The organism is Pseudonocardia sp. DSM 110487, from assembly GCF_019468565.1.
Classification (GTDB): domain Bacteria; phylum Actinomycetota; class Actinomycetes; order Mycobacteriales; family Pseudonocardiaceae; genus Pseudonocardia.
Genome location: NZ_CP080521.1, coordinates 6,002,184 through 6,022,167, shown reverse-complemented (window position 1 = coordinate 6,022,167; position 19,984 = coordinate 6,002,184). Strand labels below are relative to the sequence as shown.

The window sequence follows — 19,984 nt, the reverse complement described above, 5'->3', positions numbered from 1 at the left end:
GGCACCAGGAGAATGGCTGGCGCAGGGCGGGGGAGTCAAGGCTTCGCTCGTGAACGGCCTGATCGATCCGATTGCGTCCACGTAACCGGCCGCCTCGACGGGTTGACAACACGCCGCTCGGCCGCGACGCTGCCATTTCGAATCGTGAAACCCATGCCACATGGCGACCGAATTGGGGTGTGTCCATGGTGTCGGTCAGCCCGGCGGGGACAGCGGCCGCGGCGCCCGCGCCCCCGGCGGTGTCCCGCACGCGGCGTGCGGGTCGCGCGCTGCTGCTGTTCGCGCTTCCCGCCGTCATCGTGCTCGGCGTGTTCTTCGTGGTCCCGGCGATCCGGCTGGCCTGGCTCTCGGTGAGCACGCCCGAGTTCGGCATCGGCAATTACACCGGCCTCGCCACCGATGGGGTCGTCGTCACGGTGGTGCTGCGCACGCTCGGGATGGCCGCGGTCGTCACGGTGCTGTGCGTGCTCTGTGCGTACCCGTACGCGTACCTGATGACCATCGTCGGTCCCCGGTGGCGGGCGGTGCTCACCGCACTCGTGCTGCTCCCGTTCTGGACGTCGCTGATGGCGCGGACCTTCGCGTGGGTCGTGCTGCTGCAGGACACCGGTGTCGTCAACGCGCTGCTCGCGGTGGTCGGGCTCGGCCCGACCCGCCTGCTGGGCACGACCGCGGGTGTCAGCATCGCGATGGCCCAGGTGATGCTGCCGTTCATGGTGCTGCCGGTGTACGCGGCCATGCGCGGCATCGACCGGCGGCTCGTCGATGCGGCGATGGGCCTCGGCGCCCGGCCGATCAACGCGTTCCTGCGCGTGTACCTGCCGTTGTCGCTGCGCGGCGTGGCCGCGGGCGCGACGCTGGTGATGGTGCTGTCGCTCGGCTTCTACGTGACGCCGTCGCTCGTCGGGTCGCCGCAGCAGTCGATGCTGGCGCAGCTCATCTCGGTCCAGGTCAATCAGCTGCTGAACTTCGGTGCGGCCGGCGCGCTCGCGGTGACGCTGCTGGTCGTCACCCTCGTACTGGTGGCCGGCGTGCAGCGGCTCACCCGCACCGGCGGCGCCCCCGCGGCCCTGGTCGGAGGTACTGCCTCATGAGGTCCGTCGGCCTGCGCCGCGCGCTCGTCGCGCTCGGCATCCTGATCGGCGCCTGGTTGCTCGTCCCCACGCTGATCGTCATCCCGATCAGCTTCTCCGGTGAGGACAGCTTCGCGTTCCCGCCGAGCTCGTGGAGCCTGCGGCACTACGAGACCTTCTTCACCGAGCAGAGCTGGCTCAACGCGCTGCTGGTGTCGATCCAGCTCGCCGTGATCGTCACGGTGGTCGCGACCCTGCTCGGCACCGCGGCCGCGTTCGCCCTCTCCCGCACGGCGTTCCAGGGCCGCGGGGTGCTGAACGGGCTGTTCCTCGCGCCGCTCATCGTGCCCGGCATCGTGGTCGCGGTCGCCGTCTACGCCGCGTTCCTGCAGTGGGGCCTGATCGGCACGCCAGTCGGCTTCATCATCGCGCACACGGTGCTCGCGATCCCGTTCGTCACCGTGAACGTGGGGTCGGCGCTGGGCGGGTTCGACCGCACCCTGGAACGGGCCGCGGCCAGCCTCGGCGCCTCCGCGCCCGCCACCTTCCGCGCGGTCACCCTGCCGCTGATCATGCCCGGGGTCCTGTCGGGTGCGGTGTTCGCGTTCGTCACGTCCTTCGACGAGGTAGTGGTGTCGATGTTCGTCCAGTCACCGCAGCTGCAGACGCTGCCGGTGCGGATGTTCACGTCCGTGACCAACGAGGTGGACCCGACGATCGCGGCGGCCGCCACCGTGGTCGTCACGCTCACCACCGCCCTGCTGACCCTGGCCGCCACTCTCAGGAGGACCCGCCGTGCCTGACGTCCCGTCCGGAGCCCGCATCGAGGTCGAGGGCCTCACCAAGCGCTTCCCCGGCGCGGCCGCCCCCGCCGTCGACGGCATCGACCTGGAGATCCGGGCCGGGGAGTTCATGACTCTGCTCGGGCCCAGCGGGTCGGGCAAGACCACGACCCTGAACATGATCGCCGGGTTCGAGGCGATCTCCTCCGGCCGGATCGCCCTGGACGGCAACGACATCGCGCAGCTCCCGGCGTACCGGCGCAACCTGGGGATGGTCTTCCAGAACTACGCGCTGTTCCCGCACATGACCGCAGCCGAGAACATCGCGTTCCCGCTCAAGCAGCGCAAGGTCGCCAAGGGCGAGATCGCCCGGCGGGTCGGCGAGGCCCTCGAGCTGGTGCACCTGGGTGGGCACGGCGAGCGGCTGCCGTCCCAGCTGTCCGGCGGGCAGCAGCAGCGCGTCGCGCTGGCCAGGGCGGTCGTGTTCGAGCCGCGCGCGCTGCTGCTCGACGAGCCGCTCGGGGCGCTGGACAAGAAGCTGCGCGAGTCGCTGCAGCTGGAGATCGCCCGGCTGCACCGGGAGCTGGGCATCACGTTCGTGTTCGTCACCCACGACCAGGACGAGGCGCTCGCGCTGTCCGACCGGATCGCGGTGTTCCGCGAGGGCCGCATCGAACAGGCCGGCACGCCCGCCGAGCTGTACGAGACGCCCGCGTCCCGGTTCGTCGCCACCTTCCTCGGCGACTCCAACGTGTTCGCCGGCCGGGTCCGCGCCGGCCGGCTCGACACCGGTTGGTGCAGCCTCCGGGTGCCGGCGGCGTCGGCCTTTGACGGCCCGGTGGCACTGGTGGTGCGCCCTGAGCGGCTGCGGATCGCCCCGGCCGGTGGGGCGACCACCGGTGGGAACGTCGAGAACGTGCTGTCGGCCACCGTCACCGACGTCGTCTACCACGGCGCGTTCCGGCGGGTGCTGGTCCGGTTCGACGGCGGGGGCACCGGACAGGTGCGCGACACCGCGGGCGCCGGTGGCTCGCTCGCGGTGGACCAGCGGGTCGAGGTCTCCTGGGACGGCGACGCGGGCGTGCTCGTCCCGGACGACGAGCCGGAACCGGCCGCCGACGTGCAGGCCACCCCGGTGGCGGCGGGTGCGCGGTGAGCGGGGGAGCGGACGCGCTCGCCGCCGCCCGCCGGGAGGTCGCGGCGTGCGGCCGCCGCATGCTCGACGACGGGCTGGTGCTGGGCACCGCGGGCAACGTGAGCGTCCGCGTCGGTGAGCTGGTGGCGGTCTCCCCGTCGGGCATGGCGTACGACCGGATCGAACCCGCGGACGTCGCCGTGGTCGACCTCGACGGGAACCGAGTGGACGGCCCGCACGCCCCGTCCTCCGAGACGCCCATGCACCTCGGCGTCTACGCCACGACCGAGGCCATCGCCGTGGTGCACCACCACGGGCTGCACAGCGCTGCGGTGTCAACCGTGCTCGACGAGCTCCCGGCCCTGCACTACTACGTGCTGCAGCTGGGCGGACCGGTCCGGGTCGCGCGCTACGCGACCTACGGCACTCCCGAGCTGGCCCGGTCGGTGCATGCGGCGTTGCAGGGCCGCACGGCTGCGCTCATGCAGAACCACGGCGCCGTCGCCCACGGCGACACGCTGGATCAGGCATACGACCGGGCCCGGCTGCTGGAGTGGCTGTGCACGCTGCACGTCACGGCGACGGGCATGGGCACACCCCGGGTGCTCACCGGTGACGAGCTGGCCGCCGTCGCCCGCCGCCGCACGGAGGTCCCGGCATGAAGGTGATCTGCCTCGGCGCGCACATCCTGGACATCCTCGGCCGCCCGGTCCCCGACATCCCGCCCGGCCAGGGCCGCCGCGTGCTCGACGAGATCCGGATCACGGCCGCCGGCACCGCGGGCGGCACCGCCGTCGACCTCGCCAAGCTCGGCGCCGACGTCGTGAGCATCGGCCCGGTCGGCGACGACGTCACCGGTAGGCTGCTGCTCGACCTGCTCGCCGGACACGGCGTCGACGTGCGGCACATGGCCCGCCGGCCGGGCCTCGCCACGCCCGCGACCATGCTGCCGATCCGGCCGAACGGCGAGCGGCCCGCCCTGCACGCCCCCGGCGCGATGGCGACGCTCACCGCGGCCGATGTTCCCCTGGACCTCGTGGCGGAGGCCGACGTGCTGCACGTCGGCGGCCCGGACGTCCTGGGGGACTTCACCCGCGACGCCCTCCCGGACCTGCTCCGCTTCGCCGCCTCGCACGGCACGGTCGTGAGCATGGACCTGCTCAGCGTCGGCCGGCCGGAGCTGGTGGACGTGCTGCGGCCCGCGTGGGAGCACACCGGGTACCTACTCCCCAACGACGACCAGATCCGCGGCGTGACGGGCCACGACGACCTGGTCGAGGCCGCGGGGGTGGCCCGGGCGGCCGGGGTCGGCACCGTGATCGTCACGACCGGCGCGGAAGGCTGCGTGGTCGTGGACGGCGGCGGCGTCGTGCGGATCCCGGCGTTCGAGGTTCCGGTCGTGGACACCACGGGCTGCGGGGACGCCTTCACAGCCGGGTTACTGGTGGGCCTCGGATCCGGGCGTGCGCTGGGCGACGCGGCGCGGCTGGGCACTGCGGCCGCCGCCCTCGTGGCGCAGGGGCTGGGCTCCGACGCCGGCATCGTCGACCTCCCGTCGACGCTCGCGTTCGGCGCCGTAGCGTGATCGATCCGACGATCGGAGGAGCCGCAGATGGCCGAAAGGGCCGCGGGTGCGGGTGAGCCCGTCCGGGTGCTGGTCAAGGCGATGGCGGTGTTGGAGCTGCTCGCCGAGGCCACCGACGAGCTCTCCCTCGGTGACATCGCCGCCCGGCTGGAGCTGAACAAGAGCACCTGCCACCGGATCCTCACCACCCTTGCCGCCGGGGACTTCGTGGAACGGCCCTCGCCGGGCACGTACCGCCTCGGCATCGGGGCGTTCCGGGTCGGCAGCGCGATGGCGCGGCGGCTGTCCGTTCGCGAGCGGGCGCTGCCGGCCATGCAGGAGCTCTACCGGCGCACCGGCGAGACGGTGTTCCTGCTGGTGCTGCGCGGCGACGAGGCGGTCTGCGTGGAGCGGCTCGACGGCCGGTACGCCTCCACCCACACCCTCGGCGTCGGCGGTGCGCTGCCGCTGCACCTGGGCGCAGGCCCGCGGCTGCTGCTGTCGACCCTGCCCGACGAGCAGGTGGAGAGCTACCTGGCGGGTCCGTTGCAGCGGCGGACCTCGCCGACCCAGGCCACGGCCGACCAGCTGCGCGAGGACGTGCGGCGGATCCGCGAGGACGGGTTCGCGGTCAGCCGCGACGACGTCGAGCTGGGTGTGAAGGCGTTGAGCGTCCCAGTGCGGGACCACACCGGCGCCACCGTCGCGGCCCTGAGCGTGAGCGGGCTGACCGCCCACCTGCCCGACTCCGAGCAGGAGCACCAGCTGGGGCTGCTGCGCACCGCGGCGGCGGAAGCGTCCCGGGCGCTGGGGCTGCGCGCAGGGGTGTAGACCTGGGGGCGTCGATCGAGAGACCGGAGGCATCCGCATGCGCCACGACGCCGTGCTCGCCGAGACCATCGGCATCCGAGGAGCGGACGACGACGAGATCGAGGCCTACACCGCGCGCCCGCTGGACGGGGGCAGCCGCGGCGGGGTGGTGGTGATCCACCACATGCCCGGGTACGACTGGGGCACCAAGGAGATCGTGCGCCGGTTCGCCGCTTGGGGCTACAACGCGATCTGCACGAACCTCTACAGCCGGGAGGCGCCCGGCGCGGAGCCCGACGACGCCGCCGCCACCGCGCGGGCGCAGGGCGGGGTGCCCGACGCGCGGTTCGTCGGTGACGCCGCGGGTGCGGCGCGCTGGCTGCGGTCGCTGCCCACGTCGAACGGGAAGGTCGGCACGATCGGCTTCTGCTCCGGCGGGCGGCAGGCCTTCCTGTCCGCGCTGGAGCTCGACATCCAGGCCGCCGTCGACTGCTACGGCGCGTTCGTCGTCGGCACCCCGCCGGAGGGGTTCCCGCTGCAGGTGCAGCCCCTCGCCGACCGCACCGCCGAGCTGCGCGCCCCGCTGCTGGGCCTGTTCGGCAACGAGGACTCCTACCCCTCGCCCGACCAGGTCGACGAGCTGGAGAAGCTGCTGCAGACCCACGGCAAGGAGTACGAGTTCCACCGCTACGACGACGCGGGCCACGCGTTCTTCTCCGTCGACCGCCCCGCCTACCGGGTGGCGGCTGCGCTGGACGGGTGGCAGCGCGTGCGGGCGTTCTTCGCGAAGCACCTCGACGGGGAGGTGTGATCGCACCGTGTGCACCTACAGCACCGAGAAGTTCGACGTCACGGCGAGCAGCGGAAAGGGTCCGCAGGGCTGGTTCCCCCTGCAGACGGCCACGGTCTACTACGACCACCCGGTCCACGCGCCGCGGGACCACACCGTGAACATCGACTTCCTGAACCCGGATCAGGGCCCGGCCGCCCGCGTGGCGGTGGAACTGTCCCTCGACTCCGCCCGCGCGCTGCTGGCGGCGCTGCAGGCGACCGTGGAGCGGGCCGAGCACCACTGACGGCGCCCGACCCGCCGCCTCGTGCGCGACCATCGACAGCGGCACCGGCGATGACGCCGGCGCTTCCCGCCTTCAGGAGGGCAGCATGCAACGGACCGCCGTCAACCCGTGGAACTGGTCGCTGAACATCGGCTTCGACCAGGCCGAGCTCATCGAGGGCGGGCGCAGGCAGCTCGTCTGCTCGGGGCAGACATCCGTGGACGCCGACGGGCGCCCGCAGCACCCCGGGGACATGCGCGCGCAGGTCGGCCTCGCCATGGACAACGTCGAGGCCGTGCTCGCCGGGGCGGACATGAGGCTCGGCGTGCCGATCACGCCGCCCCAGCGCGCCGCCACGGCGACTTCACACACCCAGTGTCCGCTTCACACAACGCCGGCCCTGTGTGAAGCGGACACTGGGTGTGTGAAGTGACCATCAGCGGGGCAGAGGCCTCCGGTGACCGGCCCGACGAGTACATCAACCTTCGCCGCGCCCGTGACCACGGCGGTCCGCCCCGCGAACTCCGGCATGTTGTTCATGAGCACACGTTGCGCCGAGCTTGTCTGACAACGCAAGATCTGGCGCGATGACTGACACGAGATCCGCCGTCGCCGACCTGTTGACGCGTCTGGGCTACCCCGCCAGCGAGGTCAACGACCTGCCCGACTCGCCGCTGCGGTTCCCGGACGGGGCGCAGTACCGCACCGAGATCCCCAGCGTCGAGGGCCCGGCCGCCCTCGAGGCCGTCTTCGACGAGGCGGACAAGCGGGGCGTGCGGGTGCACCGCGTCTCCTCCGGCAGCGGGATCATGCTGGCCACCGACGCCGAGATCACCGACATGGTGCAGACCTGCGCGGCCCGGCGGGTGGAGCTGTCCCTCTTCGTCGGCCCGCGGGCGCCGTGGGACATCGGCGCCCAGGCGCGCACCCCCGCCGGGGGCGCCGTCGGCTGCCGCCACGAGGGCGCCGACCAGCTGGCGTACGCGATGGAGGACCTCGTGCGCGCGGGCGGGCTGGGCGTGCGCGGCGCGCTGGTCGCCGACGAGGGCCTGCTCCTGATGACCAAGCACATGAAGGAAGCGGGCCTGATCGCCCCCGACTTCGTCGTGAAGGTGTCGGTGCAGATGATGGCGTCCAACCCGGTGAGCGTGCGGCTCATGCAGGATCTGGGCGCCGACACCTACAACGTGCCTCCCGGCCTCACTCTGCCCCGGCTCGCCTCGATCCGCGCCGCCTCGCAGATCCCGATCGACATGTACATCGAGTCACCCGACACCCTCGGCGGGTTCGTCCGCCACCACGAGATCGCCGAGCTGGTGCGGGTGCTCGCGCCGATCTACGTCAAGTTCGGGCTGCGCAACCACCCCGACGTCTACCCCAGCGGTGGGCAGCACGAGGCGCTGAACGTCCAGCTGTCTCGCGAGCGGGTGCGCCGCGCCGAGATCGGGCTGGCCCACCTGCACCGGGCCGCGCCCGACCTCGTGACGTCTGAGCTGGGAGCCCAGGGGCTGGCGGTCCCGGTGGCCTGATCTCAGCGGCCCGGCACGGAGTCGAGGCGGGTCGTGGTGGACGGGCCGGGGCTCTGGCCGGGCGGCGCGTACTCGCAGTCGAGCTGGCTCACGTCCACGTCCCGGCCCTCCCCGTAGCTCTCGCCCTCCTGGGCGGTGTAGACGAACGTGCAGGCACGGCCGTGGGAGTCGGTGAAACTGCTGACGTAGATCTCGTCGTTGACGGCGCACCCGGCGACGGCGAGTGCGACCGCCGCCAGGCCGGCGCCGCGGAGGGCCTGCTTCGACACGTTCACAGCGGAAGGGAAGCACACCGCGGTGGCGGGCGGATGAACGCCGGCCGACGGGCGCCGACCGACCATCACGCGGCGAGCTCGGCCTCGCTCAGCCGCAGCTCCGGCGGCCGCCGCGTGAACATCCGGGTGAGCCCGGCGAGGTAGAGGAGCCCGGCCGCGATCCAGGCGAGCCCGACGACGAACGTGGTGCCCGACAGGCTCGTCCACAGCCACAGCGTGAGCAGCACGCCGATCCCCGGCACCACGGCGTAGGCCAGCAGGTTCGCCGGTGTCCGCCGCCCCTCGTCGATGACGTAGTGCTTGACGGCCGACAGGTTGACGAGAGAGAACGCGACCAGGGCGCCGAAGCTGATCATCGAGGAGGCCAGCTCGAGGCTGATGACGAGCGCGATCAGGGACAGCACGCCGACCACCGCCGTGGCGAGTGCGGGGGTGTGGAAGCGTCAGTGCAGCCGGCCGAAGACCGCCGCGGGCAGTGCGCCGTCGCGGCCCATCGCGTAGAGGATGCGCGACACGCTCGCCTGCGACGCCATCGCGGAGCCGAAGCAGCCCGCGATGTAGGCGGCGGTGAAGAACGCCGTCAGTGCGGCGCCTCCCGCGGCCCCCACGACGTCCAGGGCGGCCGAGTCGACGTCGGTGAACTCCGAGTACCGCGGGAAGACGAGGTGCCCGGCGTAGGAGACGACGATGAACAGGGCGCCGCCGATCAGGGTCACCAGCATGATCGCGCGGGGGATGCGCCTGCGCGGGTCGCGGGTCTCCTCCGAGAGCGTGGACACGGCGTCGAACCCGAGGAAGGACAGGCAGAGGATCGCGGCCCCGCCGAGGACGGCCGGAGCCTCGCCGCCGTCCGGCAGGAACGGCTCGACGAGCGACGGCAGGCCGGTGCCTGCAGTCGTGCGCACGACGGCGACCAGGAAGACCACGATGAACACGACCTGGATCGCGACGAGCACGAAGTTCATCCGCGCCACGAGCCGGATGCCCAGGACGTTCAGGCCGGTCACCAGCAGGATCGCGCTGATGATCCAGACCGCGACCGGGACGCCGGGGAACGCGGCCTCCAGGTAGATGCCCATCACCAGGTAGTTGATCATCGGCAGGAACAGGTAGTCGAGCAGCAGCGCCCACCCGGTCATGAATCCGAGGTGGGGACCGAACGACCACTGCGTGTAGGTGTAGGCCGAGCCGGCGAACGGGTGCGCGCGCACCATCAGCCCGTAGCTGTAGGCGGTGAAGAGCATCGCGACGAGCGTGACGACGTAGGCCGCAGGCAGGTGCCCCGCGGTGAGCTCGGTGACCACGCCGTAGGTGGTGAACACCGTGAGCGGCACCAGGTAGGCGAGCCCGAAGAGCACGATCGACGGCATTCCCAGCACCCGGTCGAGGTGCGTGTTCCCGGCCATGATCGCGAGTATCGGGTGTCCACGGCCGTCCCGACTAGCATGAGTGCGGGCGAAATCTCTGATCATCGGGCGGAGCATGGGTACCGCGTTGCGGGTGGGCGTCGCCGTCGTCGTGCTGGTAGTTGTGGTCGTCGCGTTGGCATGGGTCTTCCAGCGGCGGATGGTCTACCTGCCGTTCGGGGGCCCGGACGGGCCGGCAGGCGCGTACCTGGACGGCGGCCGCGACGTGGTGCTGCAGACCGAGGACGGGCTCGACCTGGCCGCGTGGTGGGCGCCCGCGACCGGCCCGGCCCGGGACCGGACGGTGCTGGTGGCGCCCGGCAACGGCGGCTCGCGGGTGCTGCGGGTGCCGCTCGCGCAAGCCCTCGCGGCGGAGGGCTTCGACGTGCTGCTGGTGGAGTACCGCGGCTACGGCGGCAACCCCGGCTCGCCCACCGAGGAGGGCCTCGCCGCTGATGTCGGTGCGGCGTACCGGTACCTGGTCGAGGAGCACGGTGTCGCACCGGATCGGCTGGTGCTGTTCGGCGAGAGCCTCGGCGGCGCGCCGCTGACCCGGCTGGCGACCGAACGCCCTGTCGGGGCGCTGGTGCTGCGCAGCCCGTTCACCTCGCTGGCCGACGTCGGCGTGCGCGCCTACCCCTTCCTGCCGGTGCGGGCACTGCTGCGGGACCGGTTCCCGCTGCTGGAGTACGTGCGGTCGGTGCGGGTGCCGGTCGCGGTGGTGGCGGGCGCGGCCGACGAGATCGTGCCGGTCGAGCAGAGCCGGGCGGTCGCGGAGGCAGCGGGTGCGGCCTACGTCGAAGTGCCGGATGCGCGGCACAACGATCCCGAGCTGAACGACGGACCGGCGGTCGTCCACGCCGTGGTCCAGGTTGTCGGCCGTTGACCGGACGGCGTGCCACTCCGGGCAGCACGTTGCGGGCCGCCCGTTTTCACCTTTCTGGATCTACGAGGCTTCACGCATTGTCATCCCCGCAAGCGAGATGACGTAGTCCTTCGACTGCTCGTCGACGTGGACGCCGTAGGTGGTCGGATAGTAGGCGGACTTGTGGTACGCCTGGGGGAGTTTGAGGGGTTGCTGGGACGTCGGGTCGGTCAGCAACCATTCGCGGGTGATCATCGGCTCGATGAACGTGTAGCGACCGTCCCAGGTGCCGTTGATGACGATGTGTTCGAAGTCGTAGGAGCCGGGGACGAGACTCCCGTCGCTGAAGTCGATCAGGTGCACACCCATGCCGGGCACGGCCTGTGCAGCGGCAGGCGCGCCGGGCGGAACGACGTAGTCCTGTGGCACGTACTTCGTCTCGGGCGCCCGTTCGGCCTTGGCCGCGTAGTCCGGATCGGATGCGATGATCGCCTGGATCGTCGCCATGTCGACCATGTCGAAGTGGAAGTCGAAGTGCGGTTTGCCGAACAGTTCCGGCGGCTCGTGTCCCTGCGGGTTCCAGTTGAGCATGACGTGGTCGAATGCGGTCGCGGACGCCTGGTCGGGGAAATCGAGCATCAGCGTCGGTGGGAGACCTGTGTTCGTTTCCGGGAGACCGTCCAGGGCGGTGGCCGACAGTCGCAGGCCGACCTCGGTCGGACGCCCGCCATCGTCGAGCGTCGTGTAGGTCCTGACGGTGCCGTTTCCGAGAGGTTGCGACGGGCCGAAGAAGGTACCGCTGTCGCTGGGGGGCGTGCTCTCACCACCGCATCCCGGCAGAAGGGCAAGGGCGGTGCCGGCGGCGAAGGCCAATCCGACGCCGCGGAGAAGTCGATGAGCAAGCATGATCTTCTTCCGTTCTGATCGATGCCGTGCCTGGAGGAGGTACGGGACCTCGTGGAGTGGCGCTGGCGGTCGGTCAGTGCGGCGATCGGGGACGACGCCTTGTTCGCGCCGGCCTCTGGTCCTCTGTGGAGTCCCGCTTGATGGAGGACGGCGAAAATACGCCTATCGGCGGCGCGGGGCTAGCCCCGCATGGTGTCGATCAGGGCAGGTGCCGGGCGGGTCCGGGTTCGGCCGCCGCGCGCAGCCGCGTCGCGTCCTGCCCGGGCGGTGCACCGAAGAGCCTGCGGTACTCGCGGCTGAACTGCGACGGGCTGTCGTAGCCGACGAGGTGCCCCACGCCCGCGACGTCGTCCGGGCGCGCCAGCAGGAGCGACCGTGCCTCCTGCAGGCGGATGCGCTTCTGGAACTGCAGGGGGCTCATGGTCGTGACGGCGCGGAAGTGCCGGTGGAACGCCGCGGCGCTCATTCCGGCCATCCGCGCGAGGTCCTCGATCCGCATCGGCTCGGCGTAGTTGTCGCGGATCCACCGGATGGCCCGGCCGACGTGGGACGTGTTGCTGTCGGCGAGCCCGATCTGGCGGACGATCGCGCCGTGCGGGCCGGTGAGCAGCCGCCAGAGAATCTCGTGCTCGACGAGCGGGGCGAGCACGCGGGCGTCGGCGGGGTGATCGAGCAGCCGCAGCATCCGGGCCGCGGCGTCGAGCAGGTCGGGGCCGGCGTCGCCGGTCGCGATCGCCGGGCCCGGGTGGCCGCGGGACCACCGCCCCGGCGTGGTCTCCAGCAGTAGCTCGGCGATCGTGGCCGGTCGGAGCACCAGCCCCATGCCCAGCGCCGGGGTCCGCGGCGTGGCGCCGAGGAAGTGGCCGGTGACCGGCAGGCCGGTGGTGACCACGAGCAGCTGACCGGCCCGGTACTCGAACACCTGCTCGCCGAGCAGCAGCCGCTTGCCCCCCTGCACCATGACGACGAGCAGCGGGTCGGTCAGCGAGTAGTCCGGCTCCGTCGTCTCGACCCTGGACAGCAGCAGCCCGGGGATCGGCGTCCGCATGTCGGGCCGGGCGTGCGTCGCGATGAGGCCGCGCATCTCGTCCAGGTGGGCAGTCACGGGTCGATCCGATCGAAGTTGCGAGGATCGTGCAAGAGGCGGCGCGGATCGAGATACCGCGGCGAACGGCCCGGCGGTTGCATGGGTTCATGCCTCTCGACCACTACCTCACCCTCGGCCGGTCCGGCCTGCGCGTCAGCCCGTTCGCCCTCGGCGCCATGACCTTCGGAGAAGATGCAGGCGGCGCCGGCACCGGCGTGGAGGAGTCGGAGAAGATCCTCGCGACCTACCTCGACCGCGGCGGGAACTTCGTCGACACCGCGAACTTCTACACGAACGGCCACTCGGAGAAGATCCTTGGGGACTTCTTCGCCGCCCGCCCCGGCCTGCGCGAACACGTCGTGCTGGCGTCGAAGTTCTTCGGCAACATGTTCCCCGGCGACCCCAACGGCGGCGGCGCGGGGCGAGGGTCGATCACCGCCCAGCTCGACGAGACGCTGCGCCGCCTGCAGACCGACCACCTGGACCTGTACTGGCTGCACAACTGGGACCGGCACACCCCGATCGAGGAGACGATGCGCGCCCTCGACGACCTGGTCCGGGCGGGGAAGATCCGCTACATCGGGTTCTCGAACACCCCCGCATGGGTCACCGCCCAGGCCCAGACCATGGCGCTGCTGAAGGGCTGGACCCCGCTGATCGCGCTGCAGGTCGAGTACTCGCTGCTCGCTCGCACCGTCGAGGGCGAGCTCGCGCCGCTCGCACTCGACCAGGGCATGGCGCTGGTGCCGTGGAGCCCGCTGAAGAACGGCTTCCTGTCCGGGAAGTACCGGCGCGGCGCACAGGTCACCGACTCCGCCCGCAGCGCCTTCGTCGGCGGGCCCACCGAGGACGAGTTCGCCGTGATCGACGCCGTCGCCGCGGTCGCCGACGAACTCGGCACCAGCTCCGCCGCGGTGTCGTTGGCCTGGCTGCGCGCCCGCGGCGGCACCGTCGTGCCGATCGTCGGGGCCCGGCGCGTGGAGCACCTCGAGGCCAACCTCGTCGCCCTCGACGTGAACCTCGCGCCCGAGCACCTCAGCGTGCTGGACGAGGTCTCCGCCCCGACCCTGGACTACCCGGCACCGATGCACGGGTCGCAGCGGGCGATGCTGCAGTTCGCGGGCACCACAGTCGACGGTGTGGAGTCGGCCGTGTACCCACCGCTCCTGCAGAGCTCCGTGCGCTACTGAACCGCACGTTTCGGGCGGGGCACCGCGGTTACGGGTCAGTTGTGGATGACCAGCAACCCGACGATCCGACGATCGCGGTGCTCGGAGCCGACGAGGCCAACCTCGAGCTCCTGCGCCGCATGCCCGGCCACGAGCGGCAGACGTTCGTGCCGGTGCTGACCGACGCCGAGATGCAGGAGGGCGAGGTGAGCATCCCGGACCTGCTCGACCGCGCCATCCGCACGCTGGACGGGCGGGACACCCCGGTGGACGCGGTGATCGGGTTCTGGGACTTCCCCATCAGCACACTCGTCCCGCTGCTCGCGGCCCGCTACAACCTGCACGGTGCCTCGCTCGAATCCGTCGTGAAGTGCGAGCACAAGTACTGGAGCCGGGTCGAGCAGCAGCGGGTGACCGACGCGCACCCCCGGTTCGGGCTCGTGGACCTCGACGACCCACGGCTGCCCGACGGCCTGCGCTACCCGATGTGGCTCAAGCCGGTGAAGTCGTACTCGTCGGAGCTCGCGTTCCACGTGTCGGACGACCGGCAGTTCGCCGACGCCGTCGCCGAGATCCGCGACGGCATCGGCCGGCTCGGCAGGCCGTTCGAGTGGATCCTCGACCAGCTCGATCTCCCGCCGGAGATCGCCGAGGTCGGCGGGCAGGCGTGCCTGGCGGAGGAGGCGATGACCGGGGCGCGGGCGGCCACCGAGGGCTACGTGCACGACGGTGAGGTCGTGGTCTACGGGGTGCTGGACTCGATCACCTATCCGGGGCGGTCGAGCTTCCTGCGCCACCAGTACCCGTCGCAGCTGCCCGAGCCCGTCCGGAAGCGGCTCGTGGAGCTGTCCGAACGCGTGATCGAGCGCGTCGGGCTGAACTGGACGACGTTCAGCGTCGAGTTCTTCTGCGACCCCGACTCCGGCGACGTCTCGCTGCTGGAGATCAACCCGCGGCACTCGCAGTCGCACGCCCAGCTGTTCGCCGACGTCGACGGCATCGCCAACCACCACGCCATGGTCGAGCTCGCGCTCGGGCGCGCTCCGGACCTGCCCCACGGCGAGGGCCCGTACGAGATCGCGGCGAAGTGGTACCACCGCCGTTTCGAGGACGGCGTCCTGCGGCGCGGCCCGAGTCCCGAGGAGGTCGCGCGGATCGAGCGCGAGATCCCCGGTGTGCGCGTGACCCCGGTGGCGCGCGAAGGGCAGCGGCTGTCGGAGCTGCTCGGGCAGGACAGCTACAGCTTCGAGCTCACCGACGTGATCGTCGGAGCCCGCGACGAGGCGGAGCTCCGGGCCAAGTACGAGCGCGCAGTCAGCGCCCTGACCTACGAGTTCACCTGATGCGATTCGTCACATCCTTCCCGCACGAGGTCCGCACCGCCGAGACCGTCCGCATCCCGATGCCCGACGGCGCCGAGCTCGCCGGCCGGCTGTGGCGGCCGGTCTCGTCCGACGGCGATCCGGTGCCCGCGGTCTGCGAGGCGATCCCGTACCGGCAGCGCGACCTCACATCCGTGCGGGACTCGATCCACCACCCCTACCTCGCCGGGCACGGCTACGCCTGCCTGCGCCTCGACCTGCGCGGCAGCGGCGACTCCGACGGCGTGCTCCGCGACGAGTACACCGAGCAGGAGCACCGCGACATCGAGGCGGCCCTGGAGTGGCTCTCCGAGCAGCCGTGGTGCACCGGGCGCACCGGCCTCATGGGCATCTCGTGGGGCGGGTTCGCCGGGCTGCAGGTGGCCGCGCGGCGCCCGCCGAGCCTCGGGGCGATCGTCATCGCGTCCTTCACCGACGACCGCTACGCCGACGACATGCACTACATGGGTGGCTGCCTGCTGTCGGACAACCTCGCGGAGGCCGGCACGATGTTCGCCTACTCGACGCTGCCGCCCGATCCTGCTGTGGTGGGGGAGCGCTGGCGGGAGATGTGGCGCGAGCGGCTGGAGCAGGCGGAGCCGTGGATATTGAAGTGGCTCGCCCACCAGCGCCGCGACGACTACTGGCGGCGCGCCTCGGTGTGCGAGGACTACGCCGCTGTCCAGGTGCCGGTGTTCGCGTCCAGCGGTTGGGCCGACGGCTACTCGAACGCGGTGTTCCGGGTGCTCGAACACCTCGACGTGCCCCGTAAGGGCCTGATCGGGCCGTGGTCGCACAAGTACCCGCATCTCGGCGTACCGGGACCGGCGATCGGCTACCTGCAGGAGGTGGTGCGCTGGTTCGACCGTTGGCTGAAGGACTGCGAGAACGGCGCCGATGACGGGCCGGTGCTGCACACCTGGATGCAGGAGAGCGTGCCGCCGTCCACCGCGTACGAGGAGCGGCCGGGGCGCTGGGTCGGCGAGCCGGGGTGGCCGTCGCCGCATGTCGAGCCGCGCGCGCACGCCCTGGCCCGGTACCGGATCGCGCCGGCAGGGGAGGAGGTCGCGCCGGGCGAGGTGAGCGTGCAGTCGCCGCTGTCGGTGGGGCAGTTCGCCGGCAAGTGGGCCTCCTACAACGCGCCGCCCGACCTGCCCTACGACCAGCGCGAGGAGGACGGCGGCTCACTGGTGTTCGAGACCGACCCCCTCGACGAGCGCTGCGAGATCCTCGGTGCGCCCGCCGTGGAGTTGATGGTCGCGGCGAGCCGGCCGGTTGCGACGATCGCCGCCCGGCTCTCCGACGTGGCACCGGACGGGCGCGCCACCCGTGTGACCTACGGCCTCCTCAACCTCACCCACCGGGAGAGCGACGACGCCCCCGAGCCCATCGGCCCGGGGGAGTTCCGGCGCGTGCGCGTGCAGCTCAACGGCGTGGCGCAGGCGTTCCCGCCGGGACACCGGATCCGGCTGTCGCTGTCGACGTCGTACTGGCCACTAGCCTGGCCGCCGCCGGAACCGGCCGAGCTCACCATCCGCACCGGAACCAGCTGCCTGGTGCTGCCCGTCCGCCCGACCACGGAGGACGACGAGGTCACACCCCGTCCGTTCGACGAGCCGGAGGGTGCGCAGCCCGTGCCCACCACCCAGCTGGACCCGGGGGAGAACAGCTGGACTGTGTCGCGCGACCTCGTCGACTACCGCTCCGTGCTGGAGATCGTCAAGGACGGCGGGGTGCTGCGCCACGACGACACCGGCATGACGGTCGGCAGGCGCGTCGTGGAGCGCTACAGCAGCGTGGCCGACGACTTCGCATCGCCGCGCGGGGACGTCGAGTGGTCGATGACGTTCGCCCGGGACAGCTGGAGCATTCGCACCGTCACCCGCACCGTCCTGACGGCCACGCCCACGGCGTTCGAGGTGCACGGCCACCTCGACGCGTACGAGGGCGAGCACCGCATGTTCTCCCGGGACTGGGAGCGCAGCATCCCGCGGGACCTACTGTGAGGGTGTGATCCGACTCGACCGGCAGCCGTGGCGGGACGTGCGGGCCGCGGGGGAACGCGGGGCGATCGCCGTGCTCCCCATCGGGTCCCAGGAACAGCACTCAGAGCATTTGCCGATGGGTACCGACACGCTGCTCGCCGAGGCCGTCGTCGACGCGGCTCTCGGCGTGATCGGTGACGGTGGCCCGGAGCTCGTCCGGCTGCCCGCGCTGCCGTTCGGGCACAGCCCGCACCACCAGTTCGCGGCGGCGGTGTCGCTGTCGGCCACGACGATGCTCGCCGTCCTCGACGACGCGCTCGACTCGCTGGTGCTCAGCGGGTTCCGCCGCGTCCTGCTGGTGAACGGGCACGCCGGCAACGACGAGGTCGTGCGGCTCGCCGTGAAGCGTTGCGCGCTGCGGTCGGACGTAGCGCTGGGCGCCTGCTCCTACTGGGCCCTCGCCGGGCCCGGCGAGCCGCCCCAAACCCCGGGGCACGCGGGCTGGTTCGAGACCTCGCTGCTCCTCGCCGTCCACCCGGACCTGGTCCGAGCGCCGGTCGGGTGGCGGGAACCGGACCCGCCACCGCTGTTCCACCGCTCACCCGCCCCGGGTCTGGTGGTGGCGCGGCACGGCGAGTGGGAGCGGGTGGGCGGCGCCACCGACGACGCGGCGGAGGCGGACGCCGAGGCCGGCCGCGGTCTCCTCGCCGCACGCGCCACGGCGCTGGCGGCGGCGATCCGGGCGTTCGATGCGGCCACGGATGGAAGCCACGGCACGGGGGCGGGGTCGTGAGCGCGCGGGGCCGCCCGTGGCGGCGCGTTCGAACGAGCTCCCCCGTGCGTCTCGCCATGTCCGCCGCGGCCGTCGCCGCGGCAGCGCTCACCGCCTGCGGCGCGCCGCCACCCGCAGAACCACCCGTCACCGAGACCGTCACCGTCCCGCCCCGGGCGCCGGAGACCATCACCTACCCGCCGAGCGTTGCGCCGCCCGTCACGCAGACCGCGGCCAGCTGGACGATGCCGAACCTGGTCGGCACGGGCCTCCAGGAGGCGCAGGACGCGATCCAGGAGCTGACGGGCTTCGGGATCGCCGTCACCACCTCCCACGACGCGACGGGTGCCAACCGCATGCAGGTCGCCGACCGCAACTGGAAGGTGTGCACGCAGAACGTCCCCCCGGGCGCCACGATCACCCGCGACACGCGGATCGACTTCGGGGCCGTGAAGCTCGAGGAGAGCTGCTGACCTCGCGTCACCAGCGGTAGTCGAGGAACTTCCCGTCGAAGGTGACGACCACCCGGTCGCCGTCGGGGTCGGGCCGCCGGGAGACGTCGACGCGGAAGTTGATGGCGCTCATGATCCCGTCGCCGAACTCCTCGTGGATGAGCTCCTTGAGCGCGGGCCCGTAGACCGCGAGGGCCTCGGTGAAGCGGTAGATCGTGGGGTCGGCCATGACGGCCGGGTCGGTGCCACGGGATGGCTGGAGCTGGAGGCTCTCGGCAACGGCCTCGCCCAGGCCGAGCAGCTCGCACGCCTTGTCGGCCTGCTCGCCGGTCATCGGGTGCTGGCCGAGCAGTGCCGCGGTGGTCCACACCAGTGGGGTGCCAAGGGCGCCTGCGATCCCGGCCCACGAGAGGCCCTTGCGCTTCCGGGCGGCGACGACGAGGTCGGCGGCGTCGGACTTGCTCATGATCGGATTGATGGCCCGCTCCTTCGAAGATCGTTGGGTGACGTCAGGCTCGCGGGCGCGTTTTGCACGCGTGTTACGTGCGCGATACGCACGCCTTACCGGGTGGACCTGATGGCCGTGAGCGGGGCGTGACGTGATGATCGTCGGGCTGTAACGACAGGGAAACACCCGGTTTCGAGACTCGATGCGGCCTGCCGTGAAAGTGCTGAGGAGTGCCGTATGTCCTACGTGAACCCGTCGGAGTTCGTCGGAAAGATGATCGACGCGGGCGAGGCGAAGGTCTTCATGTCCACCCGCGACACCATGATCCGGGCGTACATGGCCGGGGCCATCCTGGCCCTCGCCGCGGCGTTCGCGGTCACGGTCACCGTGCAGACCGGCTCGGCGCTCGTCGGGGCGCTGCTGTTCCCGGTCGGGTTCTGCCTGCTGTACCTGCTGGGATTCGACCTCCTGACCGGCGTCTTCACGCTGGTGCCGCTGGCCTGGATCGACAAGCGGCCCGGAGTCACGATCAAGGGCGTCCTGCGCAACTGGGGCCTGGTCTTCGTCGGCAACTTCGCAGGCGCGCTCACCGTGGCGCTCATGATGGCCGTGATCCTCACCTACGCCTTCACCGTGGACCCGAACGACGTCGGGCAGCGGCTCGGCGAGATCGGCTCGGCGAGGACGGTGGGCTACGCCGACCACGGCGCCGCCGGGATGCTCACCCTGTTCCTGCGCGGCGTCCTGTGCAACTGGATGGTCTCCACCGGTGTCGTCGCCGCGATGATCTCGACATCCGTGTCGGGCAAGGTGATCGGGATGTGGATGCCCATCCTGGTCTTCTTCTACATGGGCTTCGAGCACTCGGTCGTCAACATGTTCCTGTTCCCGTCCGGTCTCATGCTCGGCGGCGACTTCTCGATCCTCGACTACTTCGTGTGGAACGAGTTCCCCACCGTGGTCGGCAACCTCGTCGGCGGGCTCACGTTCGTCGGGCTCACGCTGTACGCCACCCACGCGCGTCCCGGCGTGGGCCGCATGCGTCCGGTGCGCGACGAGACCGGCGAGCCGGTGGCCGCCTCCCGCTAGTGCTTCCCACCTCCGGTCCATGTCTTTCGGCGCGTGGAACTCCAGGCCGAGCACCTCCCACGTGCGCCGTGTCGACTCGTCGCGCAGGGACGTGCCTTGGCCGATCACCCCGTCGCGCATCCAACCCGTGACCAGGAGCCCAGCCCTACCCGACAGGTCCCACACCTGGTCCACCTCGAACCGGATCATCGAACCCCCCGCTCATCGGTTGTCGCGTGCAT

General features: G+C 71.6%; 23 protein-coding genes. 17 read left to right on the top strand and 6 right to left on the bottom strand.

Annotated features, from left to right (window positions below; genetic code table 11):
* Positions 1-185: 185 nt before the first annotated feature.
* From K1T35_RS28080 to K1T35_RS28035, 10 genes are all read left to right on the top strand, one after another.
* Positions 186-1,094, top strand: coding sequence for an ABC transporter permease (locus tag K1T35_RS28080; protein ID WP_220254815.1), 909 nt, complete (start codon positions 186-188; stop codon positions 1,092-1,094).
* Positions 1,091-1,876: an ABC transporter permease gene (locus K1T35_RS28075; protein WP_220254814.1), complete on the top strand. Its 786-nt coding sequence runs from the start codon at positions 1,091-1,093 to the stop codon at positions 1,874-1,876. The genes K1T35_RS28080 and K1T35_RS28075 overlap by 4 nt, the downstream gene beginning before the upstream one ends.
* The gene (locus tag K1T35_RS28070) at positions 1,869-3,011 is read left to right on the top strand and encodes an ABC transporter ATP-binding protein (protein WP_220254813.1); all 1,143 of its coding nucleotides are present in this window, start codon (positions 1,869-1,871) and stop codon (positions 3,009-3,011) included. Before K1T35_RS28075 ends, K1T35_RS28070 begins: the two co-directional genes overlap by 8 nt.
* Complete coding sequence (locus K1T35_RS28065) at positions 3,008-3,652, top strand: class II aldolase/adducin family protein (protein ID WP_255620811.1); 645 nt, start codon at positions 3,008-3,010, stop codon at positions 3,650-3,652. Before K1T35_RS28070 ends, K1T35_RS28065 begins: the two co-directional genes overlap by 4 nt.
* Positions 3,649-4,575 carry a carbohydrate kinase family protein gene (locus K1T35_RS28060; RefSeq protein WP_220254812.1) on the top strand — a complete coding sequence of 309 codons (927 nt, stop codon included), beginning with the start codon at positions 3,649-3,651 and terminating at the stop codon, positions 4,573-4,575. Before K1T35_RS28065 ends, K1T35_RS28060 begins: the two co-directional genes overlap by 4 nt.
* A gap of 27 nt (positions 4,576-4,602) precedes the next feature.
* Positions 4,603-5,385, top strand: a complete 783-nt coding sequence (locus K1T35_RS28055; protein ID WP_147260370.1) for an IclR family transcriptional regulator — start codon at positions 4,603-4,605, stop codon at positions 5,383-5,385.
* A 37-nt stretch (positions 5,386-5,422) separates the two neighbouring features.
* Positions 5,423-6,175 carry a dienelactone hydrolase family protein gene (locus tag K1T35_RS28050; RefSeq protein WP_220254811.1) on the top strand — a complete coding sequence of 251 codons (753 nt, stop codon included), beginning with the start codon at positions 5,423-5,425 and terminating at the stop codon, positions 6,173-6,175.
* 7 nt (positions 6,176-6,182) lie between these two features.
* Positions 6,183-6,440: a DUF6295 family protein gene (locus K1T35_RS28045; protein ID WP_220254810.1), complete on the top strand. Its 258-nt coding sequence runs from the start codon at positions 6,183-6,185 to the stop codon at positions 6,438-6,440.
* 85 nt (positions 6,441-6,525) lie between these two features.
* Positions 6,526-6,852, top strand: coding sequence for a RidA family protein (locus K1T35_RS28040; protein WP_220254809.1), 327 nt, complete (start codon positions 6,526-6,528; stop codon positions 6,850-6,852).
* A 154-nt stretch (positions 6,853-7,006) separates the two neighbouring features.
* A complete protein-coding gene (locus K1T35_RS28035; RefSeq protein ID WP_220254808.1) occupies positions 7,007-7,948 on the top strand; it encodes a U32 family peptidase in 942 nt (313 codons plus the stop codon).
* A gap of 2 nt (positions 7,949-7,950) precedes the next feature.
* On the opposite strand, the gene K1T35_RS28030 is transcribed toward K1T35_RS28035, so the two are convergent.
* The 3 genes from K1T35_RS28030 to K1T35_RS28020 form a co-directional block, all read right to left on the bottom strand.
* Positions 7,951-8,217, bottom strand: a complete 267-nt coding sequence (locus K1T35_RS28030) for a hypothetical protein (RefSeq protein WP_220254807.1) — start codon at positions 8,215-8,217, stop codon at positions 7,951-7,953.
* A 71-nt stretch (positions 8,218-8,288) separates the two neighbouring features.
* The gene (locus tag K1T35_RS28025; protein WP_220254806.1) at positions 8,289-8,627 is read right to left on the bottom strand and encodes a hypothetical protein; all 339 of its coding nucleotides are present in this window, start codon (positions 8,625-8,627) and stop codon (positions 8,289-8,291) included.
* Between the two features lie 39 nt (positions 8,628-8,666).
* A complete protein-coding gene (locus K1T35_RS28020) occupies positions 8,667-9,629 on the bottom strand; it encodes an APC family permease (protein WP_220254805.1) in 963 nt (320 codons plus the stop codon).
* A 76-nt stretch (positions 9,630-9,705) separates the two neighbouring features.
* Here K1T35_RS28020 and K1T35_RS28015 point away from each other — a divergent pair, with 76 nt between their 5' ends.
* Positions 9,706-10,515: an alpha/beta hydrolase gene (locus K1T35_RS28015; RefSeq protein ID WP_220254804.1), complete on the top strand. Its 810-nt coding sequence runs from the start codon at positions 9,706-9,708 to the stop codon at positions 10,513-10,515.
* A gap of 60 nt (positions 10,516-10,575) precedes the next feature.
* Here K1T35_RS28015 and K1T35_RS28010 read toward each other — a convergent pair whose 3' ends face one another.
* Complete coding sequence (locus tag K1T35_RS28010) at positions 10,576-11,367, bottom strand: DUF5602 domain-containing protein (protein WP_220254803.1); 792 nt, start codon at positions 11,365-11,367, stop codon at positions 10,576-10,578.
* Between the two features lie 232 nt (positions 11,368-11,599).
* Positions 11,600-12,484, bottom strand: a complete 885-nt coding sequence (locus K1T35_RS28005) for an AraC family transcriptional regulator (RefSeq protein ID WP_220262902.1) — start codon at positions 12,482-12,484, stop codon at positions 11,600-11,602.
* A 110-nt stretch (positions 12,485-12,594) separates the two neighbouring features.
* Here K1T35_RS28005 and K1T35_RS28000 point away from each other — a divergent pair, with 110 nt between their 5' ends.
* From K1T35_RS28000 to K1T35_RS27980, 5 genes are all read left to right on the top strand, one after another.
* Positions 12,595-13,677 (top strand): aldo/keto reductase, encoded by a 1,083-nt coding sequence (locus K1T35_RS28000; RefSeq protein ID WP_220254802.1) that lies wholly within the window; start codon positions 12,595-12,597, stop codon positions 13,675-13,677.
* A gap of 119 nt (positions 13,678-13,796) precedes the next feature.
* Positions 13,797-14,999 carry an acetyl-CoA carboxylase biotin carboxylase subunit family protein gene (locus tag K1T35_RS27995; protein ID WP_220262901.1) on the top strand — a complete coding sequence of 401 codons (1,203 nt, stop codon included), beginning with the start codon at positions 13,797-13,799 and terminating at the stop codon, positions 14,997-14,999.
* Complete coding sequence (locus tag K1T35_RS27990; RefSeq protein ID WP_220254801.1) at positions 14,999-17,023, top strand: CocE/NonD family hydrolase; 2,025 nt, start codon at positions 14,999-15,001, stop codon at positions 17,021-17,023. The genes K1T35_RS27995 and K1T35_RS27990 overlap by 1 nt, the downstream gene beginning before the upstream one ends.
* A gap of 4 nt (positions 17,024-17,027) precedes the next feature.
* The gene (locus K1T35_RS27985) at positions 17,028-17,795 is read left to right on the top strand and encodes a creatininase family protein (RefSeq protein ID WP_220254800.1); all 768 of its coding nucleotides are present in this window, start codon (positions 17,028-17,030) and stop codon (positions 17,793-17,795) included.
* A 44-nt stretch (positions 17,796-17,839) separates the two neighbouring features.
* Positions 17,840-18,247: a PASTA domain-containing protein gene (locus K1T35_RS27980; RefSeq protein WP_220254799.1), complete on the top strand. Its 408-nt coding sequence runs from the start codon at positions 17,840-17,842 to the stop codon at positions 18,245-18,247.
* 7 nt (positions 18,248-18,254) lie between these two features.
* On the opposite strand, the gene cynS is transcribed toward K1T35_RS27980, so the two are convergent.
* Positions 18,255-18,692 carry a cyanase gene (gene cynS / locus K1T35_RS27975; protein ID WP_255620809.1) on the bottom strand — a complete coding sequence of 146 codons (438 nt, stop codon included), beginning with the start codon at positions 18,690-18,692 and terminating at the stop codon, positions 18,255-18,257.
* Positions 18,693-18,911: 219 nt separating this feature from the next.
* On the opposite strand from cynS, the gene K1T35_RS27970 reads away from it, so the two are divergent.
* On the top strand, positions 18,912-19,763 hold the full coding sequence (locus K1T35_RS27970; RefSeq protein ID WP_220254798.1) for a formate/nitrite transporter family protein: 852 nt from the start codon (positions 18,912-18,914) through the stop codon (positions 19,761-19,763).
* Positions 19,764-19,984: the final 221 nt, after the last annotated feature.